General features: G+C 71.3%; 24 protein-coding genes. 13 read left to right on the top strand and 11 right to left on the bottom strand.

Translation table 11 applies throughout. The annotated features are described in order from the left end of the window. Positions 1-59 precede the first annotated feature (59 nt). Together OU416_RS08365 and OU416_RS08360 are read left to right on the top strand one after the other, a co-directional pair. Positions 60-875, top strand: coding sequence for an ABC transporter ATP-binding protein (locus tag OU416_RS08365; protein ID WP_270926277.1), 816 nt, complete (start codon positions 60-62; stop codon positions 873-875). Continuing rightward, positions 875-1636, top strand: a complete 762-nt coding sequence (locus tag OU416_RS08360; RefSeq protein WP_270926276.1) for an ABC transporter permease — start codon at positions 875-877, stop codon at positions 1634-1636. Before OU416_RS08365 ends, OU416_RS08360 begins: the two co-directional genes overlap by 1 nt. A 49-nt stretch (positions 1637-1685) precedes the next feature. Here OU416_RS08360 and OU416_RS08355 read toward each other — a convergent pair whose 3' ends face one another. From OU416_RS08355 to OU416_RS08345, 3 genes are all read right to left on the bottom strand, one after another. Continuing rightward, complete coding sequence (locus tag OU416_RS08355) at positions 1686-2255, bottom strand: TetR/AcrR family transcriptional regulator (RefSeq protein ID WP_270926275.1); 570 nt, start codon at positions 2253-2255, stop codon at positions 1686-1688. Positions 2256-2374: 119 nt separating this feature from the next. Next, on the bottom strand, positions 2375-3745 hold the full coding sequence (locus OU416_RS08350) for an amidase (protein ID WP_270926274.1): 1371 nt from the start codon (positions 3743-3745) through the stop codon (positions 2375-2377). Further along, positions 3732-3941, bottom strand: coding sequence for a hypothetical protein (locus OU416_RS08345; protein ID WP_270926273.1), 210 nt, complete (start codon positions 3939-3941; stop codon positions 3732-3734). The genes OU416_RS08350 and OU416_RS08345 overlap by 14 nt, the downstream gene beginning before the upstream one ends. A gap of 143 nt (positions 3942-4084) precedes the next feature. Between OU416_RS08345 and OU416_RS08340 the strand changes: the two genes are divergently transcribed. After that, positions 4085-4966 (top strand): MBL fold metallo-hydrolase, encoded by an 882-nt coding sequence (locus tag OU416_RS08340; RefSeq protein WP_270926272.1) that lies wholly within the window; start codon positions 4085-4087, stop codon positions 4964-4966. Positions 4967-5003: 37 nt separating this feature from the next. On the opposite strand, the gene OU416_RS08335 is transcribed toward OU416_RS08340, so the two are convergent. Further along, positions 5004-5750 (bottom strand): MerR family transcriptional regulator, encoded by a 747-nt coding sequence (locus OU416_RS08335; RefSeq protein ID WP_270926271.1) that lies wholly within the window; start codon positions 5748-5750, stop codon positions 5004-5006. Between the two features lie 138 nt (positions 5751-5888). On the opposite strand from OU416_RS08335, the gene OU416_RS08330 reads away from it, so the two are divergent. Then, a complete protein-coding gene (locus OU416_RS08330) occupies positions 5889-6527 on the top strand; it encodes a DUF3159 domain-containing protein (protein WP_270926270.1) in 639 nt (212 codons plus the stop codon). 182 nt (positions 6528-6709) lie between these two features. On the opposite strand, the gene OU416_RS08325 is transcribed toward OU416_RS08330, so the two are convergent. Genes OU416_RS08325 through OU416_RS08300 form a run of 6 tightly spaced genes read right to left on the bottom strand, consistent with a single transcriptional unit; the run spans position 6710 to position 13638 of the window. Then, positions 6710-8047, bottom strand: coding sequence for a serine hydrolase domain-containing protein (locus OU416_RS08325; protein ID WP_270926269.1), 1338 nt, complete (start codon positions 8045-8047; stop codon positions 6710-6712). Continuing rightward, positions 8044-9054 (bottom strand): ABC transporter ATP-binding protein, encoded by a 1011-nt coding sequence (locus tag OU416_RS08320; RefSeq protein ID WP_270926268.1) that lies wholly within the window; start codon positions 9052-9054, stop codon positions 8044-8046. The genes OU416_RS08325 and OU416_RS08320 overlap by 4 nt, the downstream gene beginning before the upstream one ends. Further along, positions 9051-10064 carry an ABC transporter ATP-binding protein gene (locus tag OU416_RS08315; RefSeq protein ID WP_270926267.1) on the bottom strand — a complete coding sequence of 338 codons (1014 nt, stop codon included), beginning with the start codon at positions 10062-10064 and terminating at the stop codon, positions 9051-9053. The genes OU416_RS08320 and OU416_RS08315 overlap by 4 nt, the downstream gene beginning before the upstream one ends. Before the next feature lie 2 nt (positions 10065-10066). Next, complete coding sequence (locus OU416_RS08310; RefSeq protein WP_270926266.1) at positions 10067-10951, bottom strand: ABC transporter permease; 885 nt, start codon at positions 10949-10951, stop codon at positions 10067-10069. Continuing rightward, positions 10951-11952, bottom strand: coding sequence for an ABC transporter permease (locus OU416_RS08305; RefSeq protein WP_270926265.1), 1002 nt, complete (start codon positions 11950-11952; stop codon positions 10951-10953). The genes OU416_RS08310 and OU416_RS08305 overlap by 1 nt, the downstream gene beginning before the upstream one ends. 33 nt (positions 11953-11985) lie before the next feature. Then, positions 11986-13638, bottom strand: coding sequence for an ABC transporter substrate-binding protein (locus OU416_RS08300; protein ID WP_270926264.1), 1653 nt, complete (start codon positions 13636-13638; stop codon positions 11986-11988). Positions 13639-13867: 229 nt separating this feature from the next. Between OU416_RS08300 and OU416_RS08295 the strand changes: the two genes are divergently transcribed. The 4 genes from OU416_RS08295 to OU416_RS08280 all read left to right on the top strand — a co-directional run bounded on the left by OU416_RS08295 (position 13868) and on the right by OU416_RS08280 (position 18462). Further along, positions 13868-14917, top strand: coding sequence for an Lrp/AsnC family transcriptional regulator (locus tag OU416_RS08295; protein ID WP_270926263.1), 1050 nt, complete (start codon positions 13868-13870; stop codon positions 14915-14917). A gap of 183 nt (positions 14918-15100) precedes the next feature. Continuing rightward, positions 15101-15982, top strand: coding sequence for a LysR family transcriptional regulator (locus OU416_RS08290; RefSeq protein ID WP_270926262.1), 882 nt, complete (start codon positions 15101-15103; stop codon positions 15980-15982). Between the two features lie 69 nt (positions 15983-16051). Further along, positions 16052-17131 (top strand): MBL fold metallo-hydrolase, encoded by a 1080-nt coding sequence (locus OU416_RS08285; protein ID WP_270926261.1) that lies wholly within the window; start codon positions 16052-16054, stop codon positions 17129-17131. Continuing rightward, positions 17128-18462 carry an MFS transporter gene (locus tag OU416_RS08280; protein ID WP_270926260.1) on the top strand — a complete coding sequence of 445 codons (1335 nt, stop codon included), beginning with the start codon at positions 17128-17130 and terminating at the stop codon, positions 18460-18462. Before OU416_RS08285 ends, OU416_RS08280 begins: the two co-directional genes overlap by 4 nt. 55 nt (positions 18463-18517) lie before the next feature. Here OU416_RS08280 and OU416_RS08275 read toward each other — a convergent pair whose 3' ends face one another. After that, positions 18518-19273 carry a GntR family transcriptional regulator gene (locus OU416_RS08275; RefSeq protein WP_270926259.1) on the bottom strand — a complete coding sequence of 252 codons (756 nt, stop codon included), beginning with the start codon at positions 19271-19273 and terminating at the stop codon, positions 18518-18520. Positions 19274-19565: 292 nt separating this feature from the next. Between OU416_RS08275 and OU416_RS08270 the strand changes: the two genes are divergently transcribed. The 5 genes from OU416_RS08270 to OU416_RS08250 all read left to right on the top strand — a co-directional run bounded on the left by OU416_RS08270 (position 19566) and on the right by OU416_RS08250 (position 26911). Further along, positions 19566-21068, top strand: a complete 1503-nt coding sequence (locus OU416_RS08270) for a fumarylacetoacetate hydrolase family protein (RefSeq protein WP_270926258.1) — start codon at positions 19566-19568, stop codon at positions 21066-21068. Between the two features lie 61 nt (positions 21069-21129). Then, entirely contained in the window at positions 21130-22107 is a 978-nt protein-coding gene (gene dapA, locus OU416_RS08265) for a 4-hydroxy-tetrahydrodipicolinate synthase (RefSeq protein WP_270926257.1), read from the top strand. A gap of 11 nt (positions 22108-22118) precedes the next feature. Continuing rightward, the gene (hpaE, locus tag OU416_RS08260; protein WP_270926256.1) at positions 22119-23627 is read left to right on the top strand and encodes a 5-carboxymethyl-2-hydroxymuconate semialdehyde dehydrogenase; all 1509 of its coding nucleotides are present in this window, start codon (positions 22119-22121) and stop codon (positions 23625-23627) included. A 30-nt stretch (positions 23628-23657) separates the two neighbouring features. Continuing rightward, positions 23658-24722 (top strand): 3,4-dihydroxyphenylacetate 2,3-dioxygenase, encoded by a 1065-nt coding sequence (gene hpaD, locus OU416_RS08255; protein ID WP_270926255.1) that lies wholly within the window; start codon positions 23658-23660, stop codon positions 24720-24722. 281 nt (positions 24723-25003) lie between these two features. Then, positions 25004-26911, top strand: a complete 1908-nt coding sequence (locus OU416_RS08250; RefSeq protein WP_270926254.1) for an FAD-binding monooxygenase — start codon at positions 25004-25006, stop codon at positions 26909-26911. Positions 26912-26923: the final 12 nt, after the last annotated feature.

The following is a 26923-nucleotide window of genomic DNA, read 5'->3' as shown; positions in this document are numbered from 1 at the left end:
AGCGCCATCGATCGCGTCGCGGGCGACAAGCCGTGACGAAGGAGAGGACGGATATCCGGATGACGGTCGATCAGGTGCGGGGCCCTGCGATTCAAGTGCGGGGCCTGGAGAAGTCGTACAAGACGCTGCGGGTGCTGCGCGGCGTGGACTTCGAGGTGGCGCGGGGCAGCATCTTCGCCCTGCTCGGCTCGAACGGGGCGGGCAAGACCACGGTCGTGAAGATCCTGTCCACGCTGCTCAAGGCGGATGCCGGGACGGCCAGCGTCAACGGCTTCGACATCACCACCCAGGCCTCGGACGTGCGGGAGTCCTTCAGCCTCACCGGACAGTTCGCCGCCGTCGACGAGATCCTCAGCGGGCGGGAGAACCTCGTGCTCGTCGCCGAACTGCGGTGCCTCGAAGACCCGGGCGCGATCGCCGACGACCTGCTCGAGCGCTTCTCGCTGACCGAGGCGGCCGCGCGCAGGGTGTCGACGTACTCGGGCGGCATGCGCCGCCGCCTCGACATCGCGATGAGCCTCGTCGGGACTCCACCGGTCATCTTCCTCGACGAGCCGACGACCGGGCTCGACCCCGAGGCGCGCATCGAGGTGTGGCACACCGTCAGGCAGCTCGCCGGCCAGGGCACGACGGTGCTGCTCACCACGCAGCACCTGGACGAGGCCGAACAGCTGGCCGACCGGATCGCGATCCTCCACGAGGGCCGGATCATCGTCGACGGCACCCTCGCCGAGCTCAAGCGGTTGCTCCCGCCCGCCGAGGTCGAGTACGTCGAGAAGCAGCCGACCCTCGAAGAGGTGTTCCTCGCCGTCGTCGGTGCCGACGGTGACATCCGCACGACCGCGACGCCGGCACGGACGAGCGAGGAACGATGATGACCGAGCGCTTCTTCGGCAACACCGCCGCCCTGCTGAGGCGATCCCTGCGCCACGTCACGCGCAGCCTGGACACCGTTCTCACGACCGCGATCATGCCGATCGCGATGATGCTGATGTTCGGCTACGTGTTCGGCGGCGCGATCAGCACGGGGGCGGACTCGTACGTGAACTACCTGCTTCCCGGCATCCTGCTCATCACGATCGCGTCGGGCATCGCCTACACCGCGCTCCGGCTCTTCACCGACATGAAGAGCGGGATCTTCGAGCGCTTCCAGTCCATGCCGATCGCGCGGTCGTCCGTGCTGTGGGCGCACGTGCTGACCTCGCTGGTCGCCAACCTGATCTCGCTCGTGGTCGTCGTGGGCGTCGCCCTGCTCATGGGATTCCGCTCGGGGGCGGGAGTGGCGGAGTGGCTCGCGGTCGCGGGAATCCTGATCCTGCTCACCCTGGCGTTGACGTGGGTCGCCGTCATCCCCGGGCTCACCGCGAAGACCGCGGACGGCGCGGGCGCGTTCTCCTACCCGCTCATCTTCCTGCCGTTCGTCAGCTCGGCGTTCGTGCCCACGCAGACCATGCCCGGCCCGGTGCGCGCGTTCGCCGAGAACCAGCCGGTGACGTCCATCGTCAACACCATCCGCGACCTGTTCACCCAGCAGCCGGTGGGCAGCGACATCTGGACGGCCCTCGCGTGGTGCGTCGGCATCCTCGTCGTCGCGTACCTCCTCGCCATGGTCACCTACCGCCGCAGGATCTCCTGAGCCGGCGAAACCGGTTGGTGCGTCGGCTCGTTCGGACTCCCGGCGGATCTCATGCCGCGCGCCGTCGCCCGAGGAGGCCGGTCACGAGCTGGCGGGCGTACGCGGTGTCGAGGCCGGCCGGGCGGAAGAGGATGCGGTACATCATGGGGGCGACGACGTGGTCCACGACCGTCTCGGTGTCGGGAGCGCTCTCCTCGCGGTCGGCCGCACGGGCGAGGATGACGTCGATCTGCTCGGCCGCGTAGGCCGAGCACTGGCCGGCGTTGCTGCCGTCCGGGTCGCCGAGCAGGGCGTCTCGGACGTAGGCCCGGCCCGAGGCGGACGCCATCTCGTCCAGGAACTGTTCGGCCCAGGCCGTGAGGTCGGTCCGCAGATCGCCGTGGTCCTCCGGCTCGCCGTCGGGGCGCAGCCGTTCCACCGCGACGTCCGACAGCAGTTCCTGCAGGTCGCCCCAGCGCCGGTAGATCGTCGACGGGGTGACGTCGGCGCGCTGGGCGACCAGCGGGACGGTCAGCGCGTCGCGCCCCACCTCCGACAGGAGTTCACGCACGGCGGAGTGCACCGCGGCCTGGACCCGGGCACTGCGCCCGCCGGGACGCACCATCTGCTTGCGACTCATAGCACCACTTTAAAGCACAGATCTTGCGTTTAGCGTGCTCGGTGGCTGCGGCGGAGCTCTCGCCGCGGCTGGAGTCCGGTGGTGTGCGGGCCGGACGGTTTCCGGCCCGCACACCGCGTTCAGGCGACGGGCGCGAGCGCTCGGGCGGGCTGCGTCCGCTCGTAGGCGTGGCCCACCCGCAGCAGCGTCCGTTCGCCGAAGGCGCGGCCGAGCAGCTGCATGCCGATGGGCATGCCCGCCGTGCTGTGTCCGACGGGGACGGACAGGGCGGGCACCCCGGTGATGTTGGCCGGGGAGGAGAGGCGGACGTAGGCGTCGGAGACGGCCTCGACCGCTCCGTCGGGCCAGGTGACGGTCTCCTGTCCGGCCTGGACCGCGGTCATCGGGACCGTCGGGGCGGCGATCACGTCGACCTCCTCCAGGACGCGTGCCCACGCGTCGCGCATCAGCGTGCGGGCGCGCTGAGCTCGCAGGTAGTCGCCCGCGCCCATCAGCTCGCCGGCCTCCAGGAGGATCCGGACGTCGGCCTGGTACAGCTCGGGCACGGTGCGCAGGGTGCGCTCGTGGTAGGCGGTGGCCTCCGGCACCATCAGGCCCCACTGGGTGGCCTGGACGTAGCGGGTCATCGGGACGTCGATCTCGACGAGCCGGGCGCCCAGCACCTCCAGCTGCGCGATGGCCTGGTGGACGGCGGCGGCCACCTCCGGGTCGACGTGGTCGAAGTAGTAGTTGCCCGGCACGCCGACGCGCACGTCCGTCAGGTCCGGTTCCGGCCGGTGGTCGACGGCGAAGGCGTCCAGCGCGGCGTGCCCGGTGAGGGCGGCCAGGACCAGGGCCGCGTCCTCGACAGTGCGGGTGATCGGCCCGACGTGGTCGAGGGACCAGGACAGCGAGGTGACGCCGTGGCGGGGTACCAGCCCGTAGGTGGGCTTGAGGCCGACCACTCCGTTCAGCGCGGCGGGCACCCGGATGGAGCCGCCGGTGTCGGTGCCGAGGGCGAAGGTCGCCGCCCCCGCGGCCACCGCGACGGCGGACCCGCCGCTGGAGCCTCCGGCGACCCGGTCGCGGTCCCAGGCGTTGCTGGTCTGCGGGGTCGTCAGGCCGTAGGCGAACTCGTGGGTGTGGGTCTTGCCCGTCAGGACGGCGCCGGCGGCCCGCAGCCGGGCGGCGACCGTGCTGTCGGCGGCCGCGCGGTGGTCGGCCCGGACCTGGGAGCTGGCCGTGGTGGGCGTTCCAGCGACGTCGATCAGGTCCTTGAGCCCGGCCGGGATGCCGTGCAGCGGCCCTCGGTGCCCGCCTCGGGCGACCTCCCGCTCGGCCTCGCGCGCCGTGCCGCGGGCCTGGTCCGCGGTGACCGTGACGTAGGCCCCGACGTGCGGTTCCACCTGATCGATGCGTTCGAGGACGGATTCGACCAGTTCGACGGGCGACAGCCGCCGTTCCCGGATCTCGTTCGCGGCGGCGGCGAGGGTCAGCTCATGCGGTTGCACCGGGCTTCTCCTCTCCCGCGCGGTAGGCGCTGCCGGGTGGGGTGTCCCCGAAGTCCAGCTCGCGCAGGACCGCGACGACGGAGTGGATGTGGTTGGCGGTGGCCGCGACCGCGGCGTGGCGGTCGTCGGGCAGCGGAAGCCCGGCCCGGGCGGCCCAGCGGGCGGCCTCGGGCGGCGTGAGTTCGGCGGAAGGCACGGATCCCTCTTCTGGTCAGGGCTGGAGCGCCGAAGCGCTTCAAAAGCTAACGGTTTGCTTTAGGGCGACTGTATGCCCTATCGTCGCTTAAAGCAAATGCGTAGCTTTTACCTCCGCTGAAGAGCAGAAGGAAACGACAGATCATGCCGATCCCCTCCTGGACCGTGGGCGACGTCGCCGTCCACCGCATCGACGAGATCCCGCTGCCGCCGGCGACCGGGCCGTGGCTGCTGCCCGGCGCCACCCCCGAGGTGGTGACCGGCCAGGACTGGCTGAGTCCCGACTTCGCCGGGCACGACGGCGTCCTCCACATCGACAGCCACAGCTTCGCCTTCGTCGTGGGCGGGCTGCGCGTGCTCGTCGACACCGGCATCGGCAACGGCAAGGAACGGGCCAACCCCGCCTGGCACGACCTGCGCACCGACTACCTGGAACGCCTCGTCGCGGCCGGGTTCCCGCCCGAATCCGTCGACCTGGTGGTCCTCACCCACCTGCACGCCGACCACGTGGGCTGGAACACCCGGCAGGTGGACGGCGCGTGGATCCCCACCTTCCCCGCCGCCCGCTACCTCACCGCCCGCGCCGAACGGGAGTTCTGGGCCGGGTACGACATGGAGGAGGCGCGCCGCCAGATGTTCCGCGACTCGGTGATCCCGGTGGAGCAGGCCGGACTGCTCGACCTGGTCGACGTCCCGGCCGACGGCGTGCAGATCGTCCCGGGCCTGCGCCTGGTCCCGACTCCCGGGCACACCCCTGGCCACGTCGCGGTCGAAGTCACCAGCCGGGGCGAAACGGCGCTGATCACCGGTGACTGCGTCCACCACCCGGTCCAGCTCGCCCACCCCGCCATCGGCGCGTGCGTGGACATCGACCCCGAGCAGTCCGAGGCCACCCGCCGCGCCTTGCTCGGCTCCCTCGCAGGCACCGGCACCCTGCTGCTCGGAACCCACTTCGCCCCACCCACCGCCGGCCGGGTCGTCGACCACGGGGACGCCTACCGGCTGCTGCCCGTCCCCGCGGCCTGACGTCCCCGGTTTCCCGGGGAGCGGACGCGGTTTCAGCTCAGGTGCGGGTTGCGCGTGCGCCCGGGCTGTCCGGGCCGGAGTTCGCCATGAGAACCCGGGTCCGGTGGATGACGTCCAGCTGCGCTGGGTTGTACAGCTCGCGCATGACGGTCTCGATGGTCTTCGCCCTCTCGGGCGCGTTGGCGTACAGGTCGGGCAGGTCCGGGTGGTCCAGGTGGATCTGGCGCAAGTAGGGCACCATCCGCTCGGCGAGATCCCGGCGGAGGTCCTCGGCGGCGTCGGCGGGCAGCTCGTCGAACTCGCGACTGGTCGGATGAGCAGGCAGGTTGCGCAGCAGCTCGCCGTAGGACTCGAGCTGTTCCTCGCCCATCAGGCGGGTCATCACCAGCACCAGCGACCGGTCGGCCTCGGACAGCGGCACATCCGGAGCGGGCGTCAGCTGCGGGGGCAGGTCGGCCGGGGCGCGCCGTTCGAGCATCGCCGCGAGTTCGAGGCGCGCACGTTGCAGCCGCTGGATGGTCGCGGCCAACTCCGCGTCGAGCGTGCGCAGCGCCTGCCCGGGGTGCTCGCCCTCGTCGACGGTCTCCGCGATCCGCTCCAGGGAGAACCCCAGGTCGACCAGGCGCTTGATCCGCAGCAGCCGGACCAGGTGCGGCACCTTGTACTGCTTGTACCCGTTGGCGCGGCGTTCGGGTTCGGCCAGCAGCCCGACGTCGTGGTAGTGCCGCACCGCCCGCAGGCTCAGCCCGGCCAGCTCGGCGATCTCGCGGGTGCTCCAGCTCATCGCTCCAGCCAACACCGTGCCGTTGCGGCACGGTCAAATCGAAGTGATCCGGATCACGGATCGCCCGGTTCGGCTTGAGTGTGCCGCAACGGCACGCCCTTCGATCGCCTCCAGTGGCCGACGACCGATGGAGGATCGATGAGCTCCACCCCGGAGCACCGCGACAACGGCGCGCAGAGCGTGCTCGACCAGCTGGGTGGCCCGCTGGGCTTCCTGTGCTCCACCGCCCCGGTGGTCGTGTTCGTCGCGGCCAACGCGTTCCTGCCCCTGCCGCTGACGATCGGCATCTCGCTCGCGACCGGGCTGGCGCTGTTCGCGTTCCGGATGGTGCGCGGCGAGCGGGTCGGCACCGCGATCGGCAGCCTGGCCGGGGTGGCGGTGGCCGTCGGCGTGGTGGCGTGGACCGGTTCCGCGCGGGACTTCTTCGCAATGGGGATCTGGCTCTCGCTGGCCGGTTTCGTGCTGACCTTCGGCTCGGTGCTGGTGCGGCGGCCGCTGACCGGTGTCGTGTGGAACGCCCTGCACGGCGGCAAGCACCTCTGGCGCGCCCATCGGGGTGTGCTGCGGGCCCACGACGTCGCCACCTCGGCCGCGGCGCTGGTCTTCGGCGCGCGGTTCGTCATCCAGCAGTGGCTGTACCTGGCCGAGAGCACCGGTGGGCTGGGCGTCGCGCGGGTCGTCATGGGCACGCCGCTGACCGTGCTGGCCGCACTAGTCGTGGTGTGGGCGTTCCGCCGCAGCACCACCCGGCTGCGCGCCGCCGCCCACGACCGCTGACCCGGAAGGAGGCGCCTGCGCCCGCCCGAGCGCTCCACCGTCACGATCTCCCCGGACGGCAGGCGCATCGCGTTCCTGGCCTTGTGGCGGAACCGGTTCCGCGGCTGAAGAGTTGACGCAGCCGCCCGTTCTCAAGAGCTCAGCGCAGCTCGTTTCCGGGACGGCCCGACCGGCGCGCCTGATCAACCCGGCGCGCGGGGTGCCAGCCGGTCGCGGAGGCGGAGGCCGGTGATGGTCCCGGCGCTGTCGCGGCGGACGTCGATCGGTGTGCCGCGTTCGGCCTCCGGCTCGGTGATCACCAGCTCGTCCGGGCCGCTCCACTCGACGCGTTCGATCGACGGCGGTTCCAGGTAGTAGCAGCCCGGCTGCGGTTCCGGGCGGCGGATGCGCACCCGCGCACCGCCGTCCGGGTGCGGGGTGAGCTCCATGCGGTAGAAGGTCGCGTCGAACTCCCCGGTCAGCTCGGTCCCGGCGGGTGCGACGCCCGGTCGGTGCGGGGTTTCCGGCTCGATGCCGACGAGTTCGCGCAGCAGCGCGGCGCGCACCTCCTGGTTGATCCGGTCACCGGAGGTGCCGTTGGTCAGCAGCACGAAGGCGGTTCCGCGTTCGGGGACCAGGCACAGCTGCGTGCAGTAGCCGATGGTCAGCCCGCCGTGGTGCACCAGCCGCACGCCGTCGACGTCGTCCAGCCGCCAGACCAGCCCGATCCGCTCAGCCGGTCCGCTGCGCTCGCGCTGCGGCGTGAACGGCTCCGCCGGTGTGCTGCCGCTGAGGTGGTGCTCGGCGTAGCGGAGCATGTCGCGCACGCAGGACACCAGCCCACCACCGGGCACGTCCCAACCGGGCAGCTGCCAGCCGCGCTGCCACCCCGCGGTGCGGGCCACCTCGGGGATCTCGCCCCGGTGCGGTGCGGCGACGCGGTGGGTGAGCACCTCGTCGGCCGTGGTGAAGGTGTGCGACATCCCGGCCGGTGCCAGCACCTCGGTGCGGAGCAGGTCCGCGTACCGCCTGCCGGTGACCACTTCGAGCAGGCGGCCCGCCACGATCAGCCCGGCGTTGCTGTACGAGTAGTCGGTGCCGGGGGCGAACACCAGCGGCAGCCCGGCGATGTGCGCCACCCCGGTGGCGATCGAGTCGTCCGCGCCGTCGGCGAGCAGCCGGGGACCGTTGAGGATCAGGTGGTCGCCGAACAGCCCCGAGGAGTGGGTGAGCAGGTGCCGGATGGTGATCCGCGCGTCCAGGCCGGAGCCGGGCAGGTGGTCGACGACCAGGTCGTCCAACCCCAGCCGCCCGGCCGCGGCCAGCTCGGCGAGCATCGTGGCGGCGAAGGTCTTGGACACCGAACCGATCTGGAACAGCGTGCGCTCGTCGACCGGCAGCGAGTGGTCCACATTGGTCACGCCGAAGCCGAAGTGGTCGCGCCCTCCCGGGGTGAGCACCCCGACGCCCACGCCGGGCACGCCCCACCGCCGCATCAGCGGCGGGACGATCTCGGTCAGCAGGCCGGACATGTCCGTCATGCGCGTGCACCATCCTCTGCGGGCGATCGGAGTTCTTCGCCTGGGCGAAGGGGGAAGAAGCAGGACGCGGCGCGGTGTTCCGGGCCGGTCAGCGGGGGAGCGTCCTGCGCGCACCGCGCCTGGGCCTTCGGGCAGCGCGGGTGGAAGGCGCAGCCGGCCGGTGGGTGCATCGCCGAGGGCACGTCCCCGGGGAGCACCACCCGCTGGCGGCGCGCTTCGGCGTCCGGGTCGGGCAGCGGGATGGCCGACAGCAGGGACGCGGTGTACGGGTGGGCCGGGGTGGCGAAGAAGTCCGCCCGCTCGGCGACCTCGACCACCTTGCCCAGGTACATCACCGCGACCCGGTCGCACAGGTGCTTGACCACCGACAGGTCGTGCGTGATGAACACGTAGGTGAGCCCGAGCTCGCGCTGGAGGTCCTTGAGCAGTTCGAGGATCTGCGCCTGGATCGACACGTCCAGCGCGGAGACCGGCTCGTCGCAGACCACCACCTTCGGCCGCAGGGCGATGGCCCTGGCGATGCCCATCCGCTGCCGCTGCCCGCCGGAGAACTCGTGCGGGTAGCGGTCGCGGTGGTCCGGGTGCAGCCCGACCAGCTCCATCAGCTCGGCCACCCGCCGCCGCACGTCCGGCTGCCGCTGGATGCGCAGCGGCTCGGCGATGATTTCGCCGACGCTGAGGCGGGGGTTCGCCGACGCCGACGGGTTCTGGAAGACCATCTGGACGTCGCGGCGCAGCCGGGCCAGCTCGGCACCCCGCTTGGCGAAGACGTCCTCGCCCTCGAACAGCACCTCGCCGCTGGTCGGCGTGGCCAGCCTCAGCAGCAGCCGGGCGAGGGTGCTCTTGCCGCAACCGGATTCGCCGACCAGGCCGAGGGTTTCGCCGCGCCGCACGCCGATGTCCACCCCGTCGACGGCCCGCACCAGGCCGCCGCGCCTGCGGAACAGACCGCCGCGCACGGGGAAGTGCATGGTCAGGCCTCGGGTTTGCAGGAGGTATTCGCTCATCGTCCCGCCTCGGTCGGTTCGTCCAGCGCCGCCGCCAGCGCCCGGAACTCCGCCGCGGTGTGCACGCACGCGGCCCACCGGCCCGCCGCCCTGCTTTCCAGCGCCTGCTCGGTCGTGGTGCACCGTTCGTCGGCGAACCGGCACCGGGGCGCGAACCGGCAGCCCGGCGGCGGGTCGGCCAACGACGGTGGCTGCCCGCCGATCGGCATCGGAGGGTCGTCGGCGTCGAGCCGGGGCACCGCGCGCAGCAGGGACCAGGTGTAGGGCATCAGCGGGTCCTGGAAGAGCTCCTTCGGGGTGCCGGACTCCACCGCCTTCCCGCCGTACATCACCAGCACCCGGTCGGCGATCTGGGAGACCACCCCCAGATCGTGGGTGATCATGATGATGGACATGCCGTGCGCCGCCTTCAGCTCGGCGAGCAGCTCCAGGATCTGCGCCTGGATGGTGACGTCGAGCGCGGTGGTCGGCTCGTCCGCGATCAGGATCTTGGGCCGCCCGGCCAGCGCAGCGGCGATCATGGCCCGCTGCCGCATCCCGCCGGAGAGCTGGTGCGGGTAGTCGCGGGCGCGCTGCGCGGCGCCGGGCATCCCGACCTCGTCCAGCGCCTGCACGGCGCGGCGCAGCGCCTGCTTGCGCGAAACCCGCTCGTGGCTGCGGATCGCCTCGGCGATCTGGTCGCCGACGGTGAGCACCGGGTTGAGGCAGGTGGTCGGGTCCTGGAAGATCATCGAGATCTCCTTGCCCCGGATCGCCCGCAGCTCGCGCTCGGTGGCGCCGAGCAGGTCGCGGCCCTGGTACCGGATCCGGCCCCCGGCGTAGTGGCACGGCGGCGACGGGTTGAGCCGCATGATGGACATCGCCGTCACGCTCTTGCCGGAGCCGGACTCGCCGACGATGCCCAGCGTCTCGCCCGCGGCCACCGAGAAGGAGACCCCGTCGACGGCGCGGACCACGCCTTCGGCGGTGCGGAAGTGCGCCCGCAGGTCGTCGACTTCGAGGAGTTCCATCGTCAGCGCACCGCCTTCGGGTCGAAGACGTCGCGGAAGCCGTCGCCGACGAAGTTCACGCACAGCACCGCGAAGGCGATCGCCAGCCCCGGGAAGACGATGGCGAACTGGCTGGTGAGGAACACGTGGAAGCCGGCGCGGAAGGCGTCGGAGAGCATGGCACCCCATTCCGGTGTCGGCGCCTGCGCGCCGAGTCCGAGGAAGGACAGCGCGGCGATGTCCAGGATCGCCGCGGCGAGGCTGAGCGTGGACTGGACGATCAGCGGGCCCGTGCAGTTGGGCAGCAGGGTGCGCAGGAGGATCCGCGCGTGCCCGGCGCCCATGGACCGCGCGGCCTGCACGTAGTCGCTGTCCCGCAACCCGATCGCCGCCGACCGGACCACCCTGGCGATCTGCGGGACGGAGACGATGCCGACCGCGAGCATGGCGTTCCAGAGCCCCGGCCCGAGGGTCGAGACGATCATGATGGCCAGCAGCACGCTGGGGAACGCCAGCAGGACGTCCATCAACCGCATCAGCACGGTGTCGTACCAGCCGCCCCGGTAGCCGGCGAGCAGTCCGATCACCGTCCCGACGGCGGTGGCCAGCGCGACCGCCAGCAGCCCGGCGGACAGCGTCACCCCGGCGCCGTGCAGCAACCGGGACAGGATGTCGCGGCCCAGCTCGTCCTGCCCGAGCAGGTGCGCGCCGCTCGGCGGCTGGAACCGGCCGGCGAGGTCCTGCGCGTACGGGTCGTGCGGCGCGATGACCGGTGCCAGCACGGCGATCAGCGCGAACAGCCCGAGCACGACGGCGCCGAGCACGGCCAGGCGGTTGGCGAAGAAGGCGCGCCTGCGCCGGGACGGCCGGGCGCCGGTCGGCGGCGCGGTGGCGGCCACGTCGACCATCAGTACCTCACTCTCGGGTCGAGGATCGCGTACAGCAGGTCGACCGCCAGGTTGACCAGCACGAACAGCAGCGATCCGTACAGCACCACGCCCTGGATCAGCGCGTAGTCGCGCTGGTACACCGCCTGGTAGGCGATCTGGCCGATGCCCGGCCAGGAGAAGATCGTCTCGGTGATCACCGCGCCGCCGAGCAGCAGGCCGAGCTGCAGCCCGATCACCGTGAGCACCGGCAGCATCGAGTTGCGCAGGCCGTGCCGGAAGGTCGTGACCAGCGGGTGGAGCCCCTTCGCCCGCGCGGTGCGGATGAAGTCCTCGGCCAGCGTCTCCCGCATGCTCGACCGGGTCATGCGCATGATCACCCCGCACGGGATGGTCGCCAGCGCGAGCGCCGGCATGACCAGGTGCGCCAACGAGGTCCGCAGCATCGCCCAATCGCCCGCGAGCACCGAGTCGACCAGGTTCAGCCCGGTGACGGCGGGCAGCGATTCGGCGGCGGGCAGCCTGCCCGGGAACGGCAGCAGGTGCAGGTTCACGCCCAGCACCACCATCAGGAGCATGGCCAGCCAGAAGATCGGCATGCTCACGCCCGCGACGGCGAGCACCGAGGCGGCCTTGTCCAGCAGCGACCGCGGGCGGCTGGCCGCCAGCACGCCGAGGGCGATGCCGACCACCACGGCGATGGCCAGCGCGGCCAGCGTCAGCTCCAGGGTGGCGGGCAGCCGGGCGGCCAGTTCGGCGACGACCGGCCGACCGGTCACGGTGGACTCGCCGAGATCGCCCCGCAGCGCCCGGACCAGGAACAGCCAGTACTGGGCGATGACCGGTTCGTCGAGACCCATCTCGGCGCGCAGCTCGGCGATCTGCGCGGGGGTGGCGTTCTCCCCGAGGATGACCTGCGCCGGATCGCCCGGGATCATCCGCACGGTGAAGAACACGACCGCCGAAACCCCGAGCAGCACCGGGATCAGCTGGCCCAGTCGGCGCACGGCGTAGGTCAGCACGGGCGCTCACCTCCTCGGTGCCGGGGGCGCGGCTCAGACGGTGAGCGCATCGAGGTCGTCCATGGCGATGTTGGTGCCGAAGCCCGCGACGGTGGAGCGCACCGCGATCGGCGGGCTGACGTAAGCGATCGGCAGCACCGGTACCTCGTCGTGCACGATGCGCTGGACGGTGGCGTAGCGGGCACGTTGTTCCTCCGGATCGGTGGTGACCCTGGCCTCGGCGAGCAGCGCGTCGACCTGCGGGTTCTGGAAGAAGGAGAGGTTGGAGGAGTTCTCCGCCGTGGCGCTGGCGCCGGCGTACCAGTAGTTCAGCGGGAAGTAGGAGTCCACGCCGATCGTGGTGCCGCCGAACATGGCGATGTCGTGCATGCCCTTGCCGGTGCGCTCCACGTAGGTGGCGAGCTCGTAGGTGACCAGGTCCGCCGCGATCCCGACCTCGGCCAGGTTCGCCTGCACGACCTGGGCGACGCCCTTGCCGTCCGGCATGTACGGCCGGGCGGTGGACATGTACCAGAGGCTGGTCCGGAACCCGCCGGGAAGCCCGGCTTCGGCCAGCAACCGCCGCGCCAGGCCGGGGTCGTACGGGTGCGGCCGGATCGAGCGGTCCACGAACGCGGAGATGCCGTACAGCGGCGCACCGGCCACCTCGGCCCGCGCGCCGAAGAAGTGCTCCACGATCCGCGGCAGATCGATCGCGTGCGCGATCGCCTTGCGCACCAACGGGTTCTGGAAAGGCGGGCGGCGGGTGTTCATGGCGAAGTAGGCGAAGCACTCCTGCGGGTGCTGGACGATGCTGAAACCGGTTGTCTCGCGCAGCGCGTCGGCGTCCTGCGGCACGATGCCGTTGACCGCGGAGAGCCCGCCGCCGACCAGCGCGGCCACCCGGGCGGTGCTGTCCGGAATGGACGTCAGCACCACGGTGCTCACCCGCGTGCCGGGCCCGGCGGGCCGCGCGCCCCACCAGGATTCGTTGCGGTGCAAGGTGATCTTGTTCCCGTGCTCCCAGGACGCCAGCGCGAACGGGCCGGTGCCCACCGGGCGTTCCCAGAAACCTTCGACGTCCTGCCGGATCGCGGTGGGCGAGGCGATGCCGAACTGCGCTCCGGCGAGGGTGGGCAGGAACGGGCCGTAGGGCTCCCGGAGGGTGAACCGCACCGCGCGCGGGCCGACCGCTTCCACGCGGCTGATCACCGACTCCTCGTCGAAGCCGCCGAAGAGGTTGGCGTAGTAGGCGAACTTGCTGCTCTGCGGGCCGCCGCCCCGGTGGTACGGGTGGTCGCTCTCCCGCCAGCGCCGGAAGTTGAACACCACGGCCTCGGCGTCGAGCGGAGTTCCGTCGTGGAACCGCACGTCCTCGCGGAGTTCGAAGGTGTACCGCCTGCCGCCGTCCTCGGGCTCCGGAACGGCGGTCGCCAGCGCGGGCAGCAGCACCCCGTCCGGGGCGTAGCGCAGCAGCGAGTCGAAGACCTGGTGGATCACCGCGTAGGACTCGCTGTCGGTCTGGTTCATCGGGTCCAGCGAGACCGCGTCGGCGCCCCGCCCGTAGACGAACGCCGCGCCGCCGGCTCCGGCCCGCTCCGGGGTCCCGCACCCGGCGGCGCCGAGCAGCACCGCTCCGGCCCCGGCGAGCTGGAGCAGACCGCGGCGGGACAACCCCGGCCCGGTCCGGGTGAGCTTGTGCGTCATCGCAGCTCCTTTGGTCTCAGTGCGCTGAGCCGGCATGAGCGGAGGGGACTCCGGTCCGCATCGGGCGCGTGATCCTCGAGTACGCTGCCGCGGGCATCTCCGGGTGGCTGTTCCGGTTCCGCGGACCCGTTGATCTCGCGTCGGGCTGGACTAGAGTGTGAACTCGGTGGCGGATGAACAAGATCATCCGCTCGATTCGCTCACTTCCTGCTCGCTGGGAGCGAGAAACGTGCACGAAGACTTCTCCGAAGACGACTTTGCGCTCATCCACGCCTTGCAGCTGTGGCCGCGCGCGCCCTGGGCGGCGCTGGCCCCGGTGCTCGATGCCTCGCCGACGGCGCTGGCGCAGCGCTGGGCCCGGATCCGCGACGCGGGCCTGGCCTGGATCACGGCGTACCCGGAGTACGGCGAGCTGTCCGGTGGCGCGATGGTGGCGCTGGTCGAGATGGACTGCGCCCCGGGCGCGGTGGACGACGTCGCCGGGCGGCTGGAGCGGACCCACCGCGTGCACAACGTCGAGCACGTCGCGCAGGGCCGGGACCTGCTGCTGACGGTCGCCGCGAGCTCGTTCGGCGAGCTCTCCGCACTGCTGCTGGACGAGCTGCCGAAGCTGCCCGGCGTGGCCTCGCTGCACTCCCACATCGGGACCAAGCGGCACATCGAGGGAAGCCAGTGGCAGCTCGACGCGCTGGACAGCGCGCAGCGCGAGGCGATCCGGCAGGCGGGCCGCGCCGAGCGGGACCGCCCCAGCGAACCGATCTACCTGCGGTCCGACGTCTTCGCGCCGCTGGTGTCGGCGTTGGCGCACGACGGCAGGGCGACCGCGGCGGAGCTGGCCGAGCGGCTCGGCCGGCCGACCTCCACGGTCCGCCGCCAGCTGGCCGCGCTGCTGCGCTCCCGCGCGCTCCGGCTGCGCTGCGAGGTCGCCCAGCTGCACACCCGGTGGCCGATCGCGGTGATCTGGTGGTGCCGGCTGCCCAACAGCGCCCTGCCTGCGGCCGTGTCCCGGTTGCGGGAGGACCCCCGGGTGCGGTTGTGCGTGTCGGTGACCGGTTCGGCGAACCTCGTGGTCAACGCGTGGACGGCGAGCATGGCGGACCTGATGAGCATGCAGGACGACCTCGAAGGACTGCTGCCCCCGGGCGGAATCGTGAGCAACTCGGTGATCCTGCGAACCCGCAAGCGGGTCGGCTGGCTGATGCACGCCGACGGCCGCTGCACCGGCGAGGTCGTCCCGCTCCCCGGCCCCCTCGCCGAGCCGGCAGGGCGCCATCCCTGACGGATGTGCGGCGCGCGCGAGACCGATCCGGTGCGGCAGCGCATCATTTCGGGCCTGGCCGAGGCTGGTGGTGTCCACAGTGGGCGAGAGCTGGTGGTGCAGCCGTCTTCGCGACCCCGCCGTCGCGGCCTCGATCGCCAGCGCTGTCCTCGTCCGCTCCGCCGGTGCGCTTAACGTGAGCGGGTGGAACGACGTCAGCTCGAGTACTTCCTGGCCGTGGTGGACCACGGCGGGTTCACCGCGGCCGCCACCGCGCTGCACGTGGCGCAGCCGTCCCTGTCGCATTCGATCAAGGTGCTGGAGCGGGAACTGGGTGCGGAGCTCTTCCACCGGTCGCCCCGCAGGGTGCGGCTCACCTCGGCGGGTGCCGCGCTGATCGACTCCGCTCGCCGGGCGCTGCGCGAGATGGAGGTCGGGCGGGCCGCGGTGCGGGAGGTGGCCGGGCTGATGGCGGGCAGGCTGGATCTGGTCACGCTGCCCACGCTCGCGCTGGATCCGCTGGCCGCGGTGATCGGTCGGTTCCGCGCTCGCCACCCGCAGGTCCGGGTGCGGTTGTACCAGCCGGAATCCGAGGAGGACGTGCGCGCGGCCGTGCGCACCGGGCAGGCCGAGCTCGGCTTCTCCGACGCGACGTCGCACCCGGCCGATGACCTGGAGAGCGTTCCGGTCGGCGAGCAGGAGCTCGTCATCACCATGCCGCCTGGCAGCGTCCCGCCGCCGGACGGTCGGATGACCGTCGACGAACTGCTCACCAGGGACGTGGTGACCGGCTTCGAGGGCACCCTGGTGCGCGACCTGCTGCGCGCCGAGGCCGAGCGCCAGGGCGTCGAGCTCAACGTCGTGGTGGAGGTCGGCCACCGCGAGTCCGCGCTGCACCTGGTGGTCGCCGGTGCCGGGTGCGCCGTGCTGCCGCGCCCGCTCGCGCGACTCGCCGAGCTCGAGGGCGCGGTGCTGTGCTCGATGGATCCGGTGCTCAACCGCCGCATCGACCTCTTCCGCCGCCCGGGCAAGCTCTCACCCGCCGCGCACGCGTTCCAGGACATGCTGCGGCAGCAGGGTCCATAGTCGCGTTCTATCGGCACGCCTGAAACTTGGTATTTGTTTCGATCGGGGAGCTGGCTTCCAATCGTCGGCATGAGCGACACCACAAGCCTCCGTCCCGGCAGCGCCGCCGATCCGAGCCCGAGGGTCGTCACCCTCGGGACCGCGGGAGGGCCCCGCTGGTGGGCGGGCGAGCACGCGGGCGAGCGTTCCGGCATCGCCACGGCCGTCCTCGTCGGTGACCGCGCCTACCTCGTCGACGCCGGTCACGGCGTCGGGCGGCAGCTGAACCTCGCCGGTGTCCCGATCAACTCGCTGCGCGCGGTGTTCCTCACGCACCTGCACTCCGACCACACCGTCGACCTGGCGAGCCTGGCGATCTTCGGCCTGTTCGCGCTGGCGGAGGACCACGACCCGATCCGGATCATCGGGCCGGGCGACCGCGGCGCGCTGCCGCCCGTCGCGCCGCGCGCGGTGGTGGCGCCGTCCCCGGTGTTCCCCGAACACCCGACCCCGGGCACGGCCGCGATGTTCCAGCACCTGATGGCGGCCTACGCCACCGACCTGAACGACCGGGTGCTCGACGCGCTGCGGCCCAGTCCGCTCGACCACTTCCAGGCCGAGGACATCCGCATCCCGGCGGGCACCGGCTACCACCCGAACGACAACCCGACGCCGGAAGGCGTGCGGCCGTTCGAGATCTACGCCGACGACCGGGTCACCGTCACGGCCACCCTCGTGCGCCACCCGCCGATCGCCCCGGCGTTCGCGTTCCGCTTCGACACCGCGCACGGCTCCGTCACGATCTCCGGCGACACCGCGCCGTGCGACAACCTGGTCCGGCTCGCCCGCGACACCGATCTGCTGCTGCACGAAGCGATCGACTTCGACTGGGTGCACCGCACCTACGCCGGGGGAGGACCGACCGCGCAGGCCTCGATCGACCACCACGTGAAGTCGCACACCAGCCCGTGCCAGGCGGCCGACATCGCCAATGCCGCGGGCGCCAAGGTGCTGGCCCTGCACCACCTGGTGCCCGGCACCGCGCCGCGATCGGTGTGGGAGACCGCGGCCGAGCGGTTCCGCGGCACCCTCGTCGTTCCCGACGACCTCGACGTGCTCCCCTTCGGTGCCGGATCCCGCGTCCCGCGCGAGGAGGTGGCCGCACCGTGAACCGGCAGACCACCGCCGCGGCCGGGCGGAAGTCCACTTCGGACAGCCTGAACACCGCGATGATGCGGCGCATCCTGGCGTCGAGCTTCATCGGCAGCGCCATCGAGTTCTACGACTTCATCCTGTACGCGACCGCTGCCAGCCTGGTCTTCGGCGAGCTGTTCTTCGCCGGGATGCCGCCGGCCGTGGGCCTGTTCGCCTCGTTCACCACGCTGGCCGTCGGCTACGTCGCCCGCCCGCTCGGAGGTGCGATCTTCGGCCACTTCGGCGACCGCCTCGGCCGCAAGGGCGTGCTGATCGTGTCGATGGTGCTGATGGGAGCCGCCACGACCGCGATCGGCGCGCTGCCGACCAGCGCCCAGATCGGCGTGGTGGCACCGACCCTGCTGGTCGCGCTGCGGCTGGTGCAGGGTCTGGCGGTCGGTGGCGAATGGGGCGGCGCGATGCTGGTGGCGCTCGAGCACGCCCCGGCGCAGCGGCGGGGATTCGCGGCGAGCTTCGCCAACATGGGCGGGCCCGCCGGTGCGGTGCTCGCAACCCTCGTGGTGTCGGCGTTCTCGACGTTGCCGGACGCGCAGTTCCTCAGCTGGGGCTGGCGGGTGCCGTTCCTGCTCAGCGCCGTGCTGATCGTCATCGGCCTGGTGATCCGGCTGAAGGTGTCGGAGACGCCGCTGTTCCTGGAGATGGAGGCCGAGGCGGATCGCCGGAAGATCCCCCTGCTGGAAGTCGTCACGCAGTACCCGCGCAACCTGGTGCTCGGCATCGTCGCGGGGATGAGCTCCTACACCGTGCAGGGCCTGATGACGGTGTGGGCGGTGGCCCACGCGATCCAGCTCGGCGTGGACCGGACCGGAGTGCTCAACGTCAAGGCGATCGGGGCGGCGCTGACGGTCGTCGGGATCTGGTTCGCCGCCCGGCTGTCCGACCGGTTCGGCCGCAAGCCCGTGATGCTCGCGGGCATGCTCGCCGGAGCGGTGCTGGCGTACCCGATCGTCCTGCTCCTGCAAACGGGCACGCTGTGGGGCTTCGCGATCGGGCTCTTCCTGGCCAACGGCATCGTCCAAGGCGTGATCTTCGGACCGTTCGGCGCGTTCGTCGCCGAGCTCTTCCCGACGCGGATGCGCTACACCGGAGCGTCGCTGGCCTACCAGACCGCCTCCACCCTCGGCGCCGGGTTCACCCCGGTGATCGCCTCCAGGCTGGTGCTCGCGGCCGGTGGCGGCCTGTGGCTGATCGCCCTGGTGTGGGCGTTGTCGTTCCTGGTCTCCGCAGCCTGCGTGCGGGCCACCCGGGAGGGCCGCGACGTCGATCTCGCGGGTGAGACCAAGTAGCGGCCGGGGCGGGGCGGGCCGGGTTGCGCTTCGGCGCGGCCCGGCCCGCGCCGGGTCACGGCTGTCCGCCGCGCGGTGGCTCGTGGTCGCGCTGGAACTGCCGGAACGCGTCGAGAGTGGCGGTGCGGTGCCGGCGCGCGGCGAGTTCGATGTCGATGGGGTCGGCGCCGCTGTCGATCAGCGCGACGAGCTGCTCGTGCTCGGCGACGGATTCGACCGCGCGGCCCGGCACGAAGCTGAAGGTCGAGCCGCGCAGCATGCGCATCCGGTTCCAGCCGCGGCGCACGAGGTCGGTGATGTGCTCGTTCGGGCAGCGGGCGAACAGGACGGCGTGGAACTCCTCGTTGAGCTCGGTGAAGCGGCGCGGGTCGAAGTGCTCCAGGCACTCCCGCATCCGCTGGTTCACCTCCCTCGCGCTGGCCAGGTCCTCGGCGGTCAGCAGCGGGGCGGAGAAACCGGTGGCGGCACCTTCGACGACCGCGAGCGTCTGCATCGTGGTCACGTACTCGCCCTCGTCCACCAGGGTGACCTGCGCGCCGATGTTCTTCTCGAAGGTGACCAGCCCTTCGGCTTCCAGCCTGCGGATGGCCTCGCGGACCGGGACCACGCTGACGCCGAGCTCGTTGGCGATCTGGCTCAGCACCAACCGGTAGCCGGGCGTGAAGCGGTGCGAGACGATCCGTTCGTGGAGCCACTCGTACGCCAGTTGGGACTTGCTGGCGGCGACACTGCCCGCCTCTCCGCGTTTTTCAGCGGTGGTTGTGCTGGGCGTTGCTCTCGCGTTGCGCGGTTTCTTGCGGCTGGGTTGCATCACGGTCCCCTGAGGTGCGGTCGAGCAGGACGCTGTCCCGCCTCTCCGCGATTTTCAATGGTGGTTGCGCTCGGGAGTGATCTTGCGTTGTGGGGGTTTCCTGTGGCTGGGTTGCATCACGGTCCCCTGAGGTGCAGTTGGGTAGGGCTGGAGTTGGCACAAGGGTGTCATGCGTCCTCATTTCGCTGATGTCCGCTCCAGCTTGCCCGGGGCGTGTGGTGCGTCCGTTCCCTCCGTCGGGAGCGCCCCATGGGCGTTGATGTCAGATACGTCATCATATACGATCCCCGTCATGACGCACGACGATGTCCGTTCTCCCACCGAAGGACTCGCTCGGCACCCACTCGTCGGGCGGCCGGGCAAGGTGATCGCGCTGCACCTGAACTACCCGTCGCGAATCGCCCAACGCGGCCGGACCCCGGCCAAGCCGTCGTACTTCCTCAAGCCCGTGACCTCCTTGGCAGCCGGGGACCAGACCGTCGAGCGTCCGCTGGGAGCCGAGCTGCTGGCGTTCGAGGGCGAGATCGCGCTGGTGATCGGCACGACCGCCCGCCGGGTCGCGCGCGAGGACGGGTGGTCGCACGTGTCCGCCGTGACCGCGGCCAACGACCTCGGGGTCTACGACCTGCGGGCCGCCGACAAGGGTTCGAACCTGCGCTCCAAGGGCGGCGACGGCTACACGCCGTTGGGGCCCGGCGCCATTCCCGCCGCCGAGATCGACCCCGCCGCGCTGCGGATCCGGACCTGGGTCAACGGCGAGCTCGTCCAGGACGACTCCGCGGGCACGGTCGCCTTCCCGTTCGGCGAGCTGGTCGCGGACCTGTCCCAGCTGATCACCCTCGAACCGGGCGACGTGGTGCTCACCGGAACCCCCGCCGGGTCCTCCGTGGTGGCCCCCGGCGACGTCGTCGAGGTCGAGGTGGACGTCCCCGGAACCGAGCACCGGACCGGCCGGCTGCGGACCACCGTGGTCGAGGGGACGGTCCGGTTGCCGGACTTCAGCGCGCAGCCGGCCGTCGACGACCACCAGCGCGCCGAGGCGTGGGGGAGCCGCGAGGCCGCCGGGCTCGCCGCCCCGTTCGAGCTCACCGACGAGCTGACGGCGAAGCTGCGGAAGGTCGCGGTGGCGACCTTGTCGTCGCAGCTGCGCAAGCACGGCTACAACCAGCTGTCGATCGACGGTGTGCGCACCAACAGCCCCGGGCGCAAGATGATCGGCCGGGCGCGCACGCTGCGCTTCGTGCCCGGCCGCGAGGACCTGTTCCGGAGCCACGGTGGCGGGTACAACGCGCAGAAGCGGGCGTTCGACGCGCTCGGTCCCGGCGACGTGCTGGTGGTCGAAGCCCGCGGTGAGCGCGGCAGCGGGACCGTCGGCGACATCCTGGCGCTGCGGGCCCAGGTCCGGGGCGCGGCGGGCATCGTCACCGACGGCGGTGTGCGGGACTGGACCGCGGTCGCCGAGCTCGACATCCCCACCTTCTCCAGCGGTCCGCACCCGGCCGTCCTCGGACGGCGGCACGTTCCGTGGGACAGCGATCTCACGATCGCGTGCGGCGGTGCGACCGTGCAGCCCGGCGACGTGATCGTCGGCGACGACGACGGAGTCCTGGTCATCCCTCCGGCGCTGCTGAGCGAGGTGCTCGACGCCGCGATCGAGCAGGAAGCCGAGGAGGCGTGGATCGCGGCCCGGGTCGCCGAGGGCGCGGCCGTCGACGGCCTCTACCCGCTGACCGGTGAATGGCGCGAGCGCTACGAGGCCGAGCGGAACACCGACCGACCGAGCACCGAGGAATGAGGGGCGCTTCCCGCCGCGCGAACCGCTCCGCAACCACTACCGAGTCCGCAGGAGGATCGGCATGAGCAACGCTCCGGGTGCCTGGCGCACCCGCCCCGAGGAACTGACCGGATCGATCGCTCCGGTGGTCACCCCGTTCACCGCCGACGGCGCGGTGGACCACCGGTCGCTGGCGAACCTGGTCGACTGGCAGCTCAAGCAGGGCTCCGACGGGATCTCCATCGGCGGCTCGACCGGTGAGCCGAGCGCGCAGACGATCGAGGAGCGGGCCGAAGCGATCCGCACCGTGATCAAGACCGTCGCCGGCCGGGCCCCGGTCGTCCCGGGCACCGGATCGGCCAAGCTCGACGAGACCATCGAGCTCACCGGCGCGGCGCACGACGCAGGGGCGGACGCCGCGCTGATCATCACCCCGTACTACGCGCGGCCCACCCAGGAAGCGCTCTACGTCTGGTACGCGACGGTCGCCGCGGAGTACCCGGACCTGCCGATCATCGCCTACAACGTGCCGAGCCGGACCGCGGTGGAGATCGCGCCGGAGACGGTCGCCCGCCTGCACCGCGACGTGCCGAACTTCGTCGGCATCAAGGAGACGACCAAGGACTTCGAGCACTTCTCCCGGGTGATCAAGGCGGCCGGACGCGAGCTGCTGGTCTGGTCCGGCATCGAGCTCCTCTGCCTGCCGCTGCTGGCCCTCGGGGGCACCGGATTCATCAGCGCCACCGCCAACATCGCGCCCGCCGCCACCAAGCAGATGTACGACGCCTACCGCGCCGGAGACCTCGACACGGCGCTGGACCTGCACTACGGCCTGCACCCGCTGGTGGACCTGATCTTCGTCGAGACCAACCCCGCCCCGGTCAAGTGGGTGCTCGAGCAGCGCGGCCTGATCAGCTCCGGCCACGTCCGCTCGCCGCTGATCGCGCCGACGCAGCCTGGTCAGGACAAGATCCGAGCGCTGCTCGCCGAAGGCGGGAAGTACCTGTCCCCGGTCGACGACAGCGACACCATCGCCGCCCGCACCGCCGCCAACGCCTGAGGGGAACGACCATGACTCACTCCGCCACGACCGCCCGGCACGTGCCGGAGAACCTGCCGGAGCGGATCCAGCACTTCATCGACGGCGAGTTCGTCGACAGCCTGAGCGGCGACACGTTCGGCGTGCTGGAACCGGTGTCCAACCAGACCTACCTCCAGTCCGCAGCGGGCAAGAAGGCCGACGTCGACCGCGCCGTCGCGGCCGCGCGCAAGGCCTTCGACGAAGGCCCGTGGCCGCGGCTGCTGCCGCGCGAGCGGGCCCGGATCCTCAACCGGATCGCCGACATCGTCGAGTCCCGCGACGAGCGGCTGGCCGAGTGGGAGAGCTTCGACTCCGGACTGCCGATCACCCAGGCGCTCGGGCAGGCCCGGCGGGCCGCGGAGAACTTCCGGTTCTTCGCCGACCTGATCGTGGCGCAGGCCGACGACACGTACAAGGTGCCCGGCAAGCAGGTCAACTACGTCAACCGCAAGCCCAAGGGCGTGGCCGGCCTGATCACCCCGTGGAACACGCCGTTCATGCTGGAGAGCTGGAAGCTGGCGCCCGCGCTGGCATCCGGCTGCACCGTGGTGCTCAAGCCCGCCGAGTTCACCCCGCTGTCGGCCAGCCTGTGGCCGGAGATCTTCCGCGAAGCCGGTGTGCCGGACGGCGTGTTCAACCTGGTCAACGGCATCGGCGAGGACGCGGGGGACGCGCTGGTCAAGCACGAGGACGTCCAGCTCATCTCGTTCACCGGGGAATCGGCGACCGGGAAGCTGATCTTCGCCAACGCCGCACCGACGCTGAAGGCGCTGTCGATGGAACTCGGCGGCAAGAGCCCCGCCGTGGTGTTCGCCGACGCCGACCTCGACGCGGCGATCGACTCGACGGTGTTCGGCGTCTTCTCGCTCAACGGCGAGCGCTGCACGGCGGGCAGCCGGATCCTGGTGGAGCGCTCCATCTACGACGAGTTCGTCCGGCGCTACGTCGAGCGGGCCGAGAAGATCAAGGTCGGCGACCCGAGCGACCCGGCCACCGAGGTCGGCGCGCTGGTGCACCCCGAGCACTACGAGAAGGTGACCGGCTACATCGAGATCGGCAAGACCGAGGCCAAGCTGGCTGCGGGCGGCGGCCGCCCGGAGGGGCTGGAGTCGGGCAACTACGTGCAGCCGACGGTGTTCGTGGACGTGCCGCCGACGGCCCGGATCTTCCAGGAGGAGATCTTCGGCCCGGTCGTGGCCATCACCCCGTTCGACAGCGACGAGGAAGCGCTCCGGCTGGCCAACGACGTCAAGTACGGGCTGGCGGCCTACGTGTGGACCTCGAACCTGGAACGCGCGCACACCTTCGGGCAGCGCATCGACGCGGGGATGGTCTGGCTGAACTCGCACAACGTCCGGGATCTGCGCACCCCGTTCGGCGGTGTCAAGGCATCCGGCCTGGGCCACGAGGGCGGCTACCGGTCGCTGGACTTCTACTCCGACCAGCAGGCCATGCACATCTCGCTGGCGCCCGTCCACACCCCGAAGTTCGGCGCCTGAGGCGTCACGCATGCGAAGGATCGTTCAACGATGAGTGCTGCATCAGAGCTCACCCCGCCCGACATCGTCCGCTGCGCCTACCTGGACCTGGTCGTCACGGACCTGGCGGCCTCCAGGGAGTTCTACGTGGACACGCTCGGTCTGGTGGTCACCGAGGAGGACGACGAGGCGATCTACCTCCGCTCCTTCGAGGAGTTCATCCACCACAACCTGGTGCTGCGCAAGGGGCCGGTCGCCGCGGCAGCGGCGTTCGCCTACCGGGTGCGCACCCCGGAGGACGTGGACCGGGCCGAGCAGTGGTTCGCCGCGCGCGGGTGCCGCACCGAACGCCGCCAGGGCGGTTTCGCCAAGGGCATCGGTGACTCGGTGCGGGTCACCGACCCGCTGGGCTTCCCGTACGAGTTCTTCCACGAGGTCGAGCACGTCGAGCGGCTGGCGTGGAACTACGAGCTGCACACCCCGGGTGCGCTGGTCCGCCTCGACCACTTCAACCAGGTGACCCCGGACGTCCCGAAGGGTCGGGCGTACCTGGAGGACCTCGGCTTCCGGGTGACCGAGGACATCAAGGACGCGGAGGGCACCACCTACGCGGCGTGGCTGCGGCGCAAGTCGACCGTGCACGACACCGCGCTCACCGGTGGCGACGGGCCGCGGCTGCACCACATCGCGTTCGCCACGCACGAGAAGCACAACATCCTCGCCATCTGCGACAAGCTCGGTGCGTTGCGCAAGTCCGACGTCATCGAGCGGGGTCCGGGGCGGCACGGCGTGTCCAACGCCTTCTACCTCTACATCCGCGATCCCGACGGGCACCGGGTGGAGATCTACACCCAGGACTACTACACCGGCGATCCGGACAACCCGGTGGTGACCTGGGACGTCCATGACAACCAGCGGCGGGACTGGTGGGGCAACCCGGTCGTCCCGTCCTGGTACACCGAGGCGTCGCCGGTGCTCGACCTCGACGGCAATCCGCAGCCGGTCCGGGAGCGCACGGATGCCAGCGAGATGGCCGTGACGGTCGGTGCGGACGGGTTCTCCTACACCCGCAAGGACGACCGCGCGGAGGGCTTCAAGCTCGGGAACTCGTTGTGAGCGGCGGACTTCCGAGCGGGTGCTGCTGACCGCGGCGCCGAGCGGAACCTGCGATCTCCCGGCCACCGCGGTGGCCGGGAGATCGTGCGTGCGCTCCTGATCGCGGCGCCGTGCCTTCGCCGCGGGATCCCACCGATGAGCTGTTTCCGGCTCCGTGCGGCCGCTTTCACCCTTGTCCAGCACCGAGGCCGGACTATACGATCGCCTGTATTCTATTTTAGAACTTTGTGTTCTATTAACGAACACGGTGCGCAGTACCCACAACGATGTGAGGAGGAACCGTGCAGTTCCACCACCGCGGTTACGTTTCCGGTGATCCGCGCATCCAGCCGCCCGCCGGTGTCGGCGTGGACCGCCCGGCGGAGCTCCCGGACGAGGTCGACGTCCTCATCGTGGGCAGCGGCCCGGCCGGCATGATCGCCGCCGCCCAGCTGGCCCAGTTCCCCGGCATCGTCACGCGCGTCATCGACCGCAGGCCCGGTCGGCTCGAGGTCGGGCAGGCCGACGGCATCCAGGCCCGCAGCGTGGAGACCTTCCAGGCGTTCGGCTTCGCCAACCGCATCATCGAAGAGGCCTACCGGATCACCGAGATGGCCTTCTGGAAGCCGGACCCGGAGAACCCGCAGAACATCGTCCGCGCCGCCCGCGCCCCCGACGACGCGACCGGGATCAGCGAGTTCCCGCACCTGATCGTCAACCAGGCCCGCGTGCTCGACTACTTCGCCGAGTCGGCGCGCAACTCGCCGACCCGGTTGGTGCCCGACTACGGCTACGAGTTCGTCACCCTCGACGTCGCCGAGCACGGGGAGCACCCGGTCGCGGTCACCTTGCGCCGCAGCGCGGGGGAGGACGAGGGCGCGGAGCGGACGGTCCGGGCCAAGTACGTGATCGGTTGCGACGGGGCGCGCAGCAAGGTGCGCGAGTCGATCGGCCGGGAACTGGTGGGGGACCAGGCCAACCACGCGTGGGGCGTGATGGACGTGCTGGCCGAGACCGACTTCCCGGACATCCGCACCAAGTGCGCCATCCAGTCGCACGACGGCGGCAGCATCCTGCACATCCCGCGGGAGGGCAACCACCTGTTCCGGATGTACGTCGACCTGGGCGAGGTCTCCGAGGACGACAACGGTGCGGTCCGCGAAACGACGCAGGAAGAGGTCGAGGCCCGCGCCAACGTGATCATGCACCCGTACACGCTGACGGTGAAGCACGTCTGCTGGCGCAGCGTGTACGAGGTGGGGCACCGGCTCGCCGCGAAGTTCGACGACGTGCCGGACCACCTCGTGGGCATCCGCAGCCCGCGGGTGTTCATCACCGGCGACGCCTGTCACACGCACAGCGCGAAGGCCGGGCAGGGCATGAACGTGTCGATGCAGGACGGTTGGAACATCGCCTGGAAGGTCGCGCACGTGCTCGAAGGCCGCGCCCCCGAGTCGCTGCTCGACACCTACTCCGCGGAGCGCCAGGTGATCGCGCAGAACCTGATCGACTTCGACCGGCAGTGGTCGAGCCTGATGGCGGCCAAGCCCGAGGAACTCGACGATCCCGCGGAACTGGAGGACTTCTACGTCAAGACGGCCGAGTTCCCCGCCGGTCTGATGACGCAGTACCAGCCGTCGATGATCGTCGGCGCGGACGTCCACCAGGACCTGGCGACCGGGTTCCCGGTCGGCAAGCGCTTCAAGTCCAACGCCGTCACGCGGGTCTGCGACGCCAACCCCGTGCACCTGGGGCATCACCACCGCGCGGACGGGCGCTGGCGGATCTACGCGTTCGCCGACCGGCCCGCCCCGGGGCAGCGCTCCAAGGCCGCCGACTTCGCCGAGTGGATCGCCGGTTCGCCGGAGTCGCCGGTGGTCGCCTGCACCCCGGAGGGGGCGGACGTCGACGCGTGGTTCGACGTCAAGGTGATCTACCAGCAGGACCACACCGGTGTCGATCTCGCCGCCGTGCCGCGCGCGTACCTGCCGAAGGTCGGCCCGTTCGAGCTCGTCGACTACGAGAAGGTCTACGCCGCCGACCCGCGGGACGACATCTTCGAAGCTCGTGGCGTGGACCGGGGCGGTGCGCTGGTCGTCGTGCGCCCGGACCACTACGTCGCGAACGTGCTCCCGCTGGACGCCCAGGAGGAGCTGGCGGAGTTCTTCGCGGGGATCTTCAACGCCAAGAGGCAGCCCGTCGGCAGTTGAGCGCGAGCGTGC

Origin of the sequence: Saccharopolyspora indica (genome assembly GCF_027853965.1) — a bacterium.
GTDB classification, from domain to species: domain Bacteria; phylum Actinomycetota; class Actinomycetes; order Mycobacteriales; family Pseudonocardiaceae; genus Saccharopolyspora; species Saccharopolyspora indica.
This window is presented reverse-complemented; position numbering and strand designations above follow the sequence as displayed.

What these genes read in the sequence shown, in the direction of transcription:
- OU416_RS08310 (WP_270926266.1), bottom strand. Translation starts at nt 10,951, where the DNA reads ATGGTCGACGTGGCCGCCACCGCGCCGCCGACCGGCGCCCGGCCGTCC.
- dapA (WP_270926257.1), top strand. Translation starts at nt 21,130, where the DNA reads ATGAGCAACGCTCCGGGTGCCTGGCGCACCCGCCCCGAGGAACTGACC.
- hpaE (WP_270926256.1), top strand. Translation starts at nt 22,119, where the DNA reads ATGACTCACTCCGCCACGACCGCCCGGCACGTGCCGGAGAACCTGCCG.
- OU416_RS08325 (WP_270926269.1), bottom strand. Translation starts at nt 8,047, where the DNA reads ATGACGGACATGTCCGGCCTGCTGACCGAGATCGTCCCGCCGCTGATG.
- OU416_RS08360 (WP_270926276.1), top strand. Translation starts at nt 875, where the DNA reads ATGACCGAGCGCTTCTTCGGCAACACCGCCGCCCTGCTGAGGCGATCC.
- hpaD (WP_270926255.1), top strand. Translation starts at nt 23,658, where the DNA reads ATGAGTGCTGCATCAGAGCTCACCCCGCCCGACATCGTCCGCTGCGCC.
- OU416_RS08275 (WP_270926259.1), bottom strand. Translation starts at nt 19,273, where the DNA reads ATGCAACCCAGCCGCAAGAAACCGCGCAACGCGAGAGCAACGCCCAGC.
- OU416_RS08285 (WP_270926261.1), top strand. Translation starts at nt 16,052, where the DNA reads ATGAGCGACACCACAAGCCTCCGTCCCGGCAGCGCCGCCGATCCGAGC.
- OU416_RS08365 (WP_270926277.1), top strand. Translation starts at nt 60, where the DNA reads ATGACGGTCGATCAGGTGCGGGGCCCTGCGATTCAAGTGCGGGGCCTG.
- OU416_RS08335 (WP_270926271.1), bottom strand. Translation starts at nt 5,750, where the DNA reads ATGAGCTGGAGCACCCGCGAGATCGCCGAGCTGGCCGGGCTGAGCCTG.
- OU416_RS08340 (WP_270926272.1), top strand. Translation starts at nt 4,085, where the DNA reads ATGCCGATCCCCTCCTGGACCGTGGGCGACGTCGCCGTCCACCGCATC.
- OU416_RS08270 (WP_270926258.1), top strand. Translation starts at nt 19,566, where the DNA reads ATGACGCACGACGATGTCCGTTCTCCCACCGAAGGACTCGCTCGGCAC.
- OU416_RS08320 (WP_270926268.1), bottom strand. Translation starts at nt 9,054, where the DNA reads ATGAGCGAATACCTCCTGCAAACCCGAGGCCTGACCATGCACTTCCCC.
- OU416_RS08330 (WP_270926270.1), top strand. Translation starts at nt 5,889, where the DNA reads ATGAGCTCCACCCCGGAGCACCGCGACAACGGCGCGCAGAGCGTGCTC.
- OU416_RS08355 (WP_270926275.1), bottom strand. Translation starts at nt 2,255, where the DNA reads ATGAGTCGCAAGCAGATGGTGCGTCCCGGCGGGCGCAGTGCCCGGGTC.
- OU416_RS08315 (WP_270926267.1), bottom strand. Translation starts at nt 10,064, where the DNA reads ATGGAACTCCTCGAAGTCGACGACCTGCGGGCGCACTTCCGCACCGCC.
- OU416_RS08300 (WP_270926264.1), bottom strand. Translation starts at nt 13,638, where the DNA reads ATGACGCACAAGCTCACCCGGACCGGGCCGGGGTTGTCCCGCCGCGGT.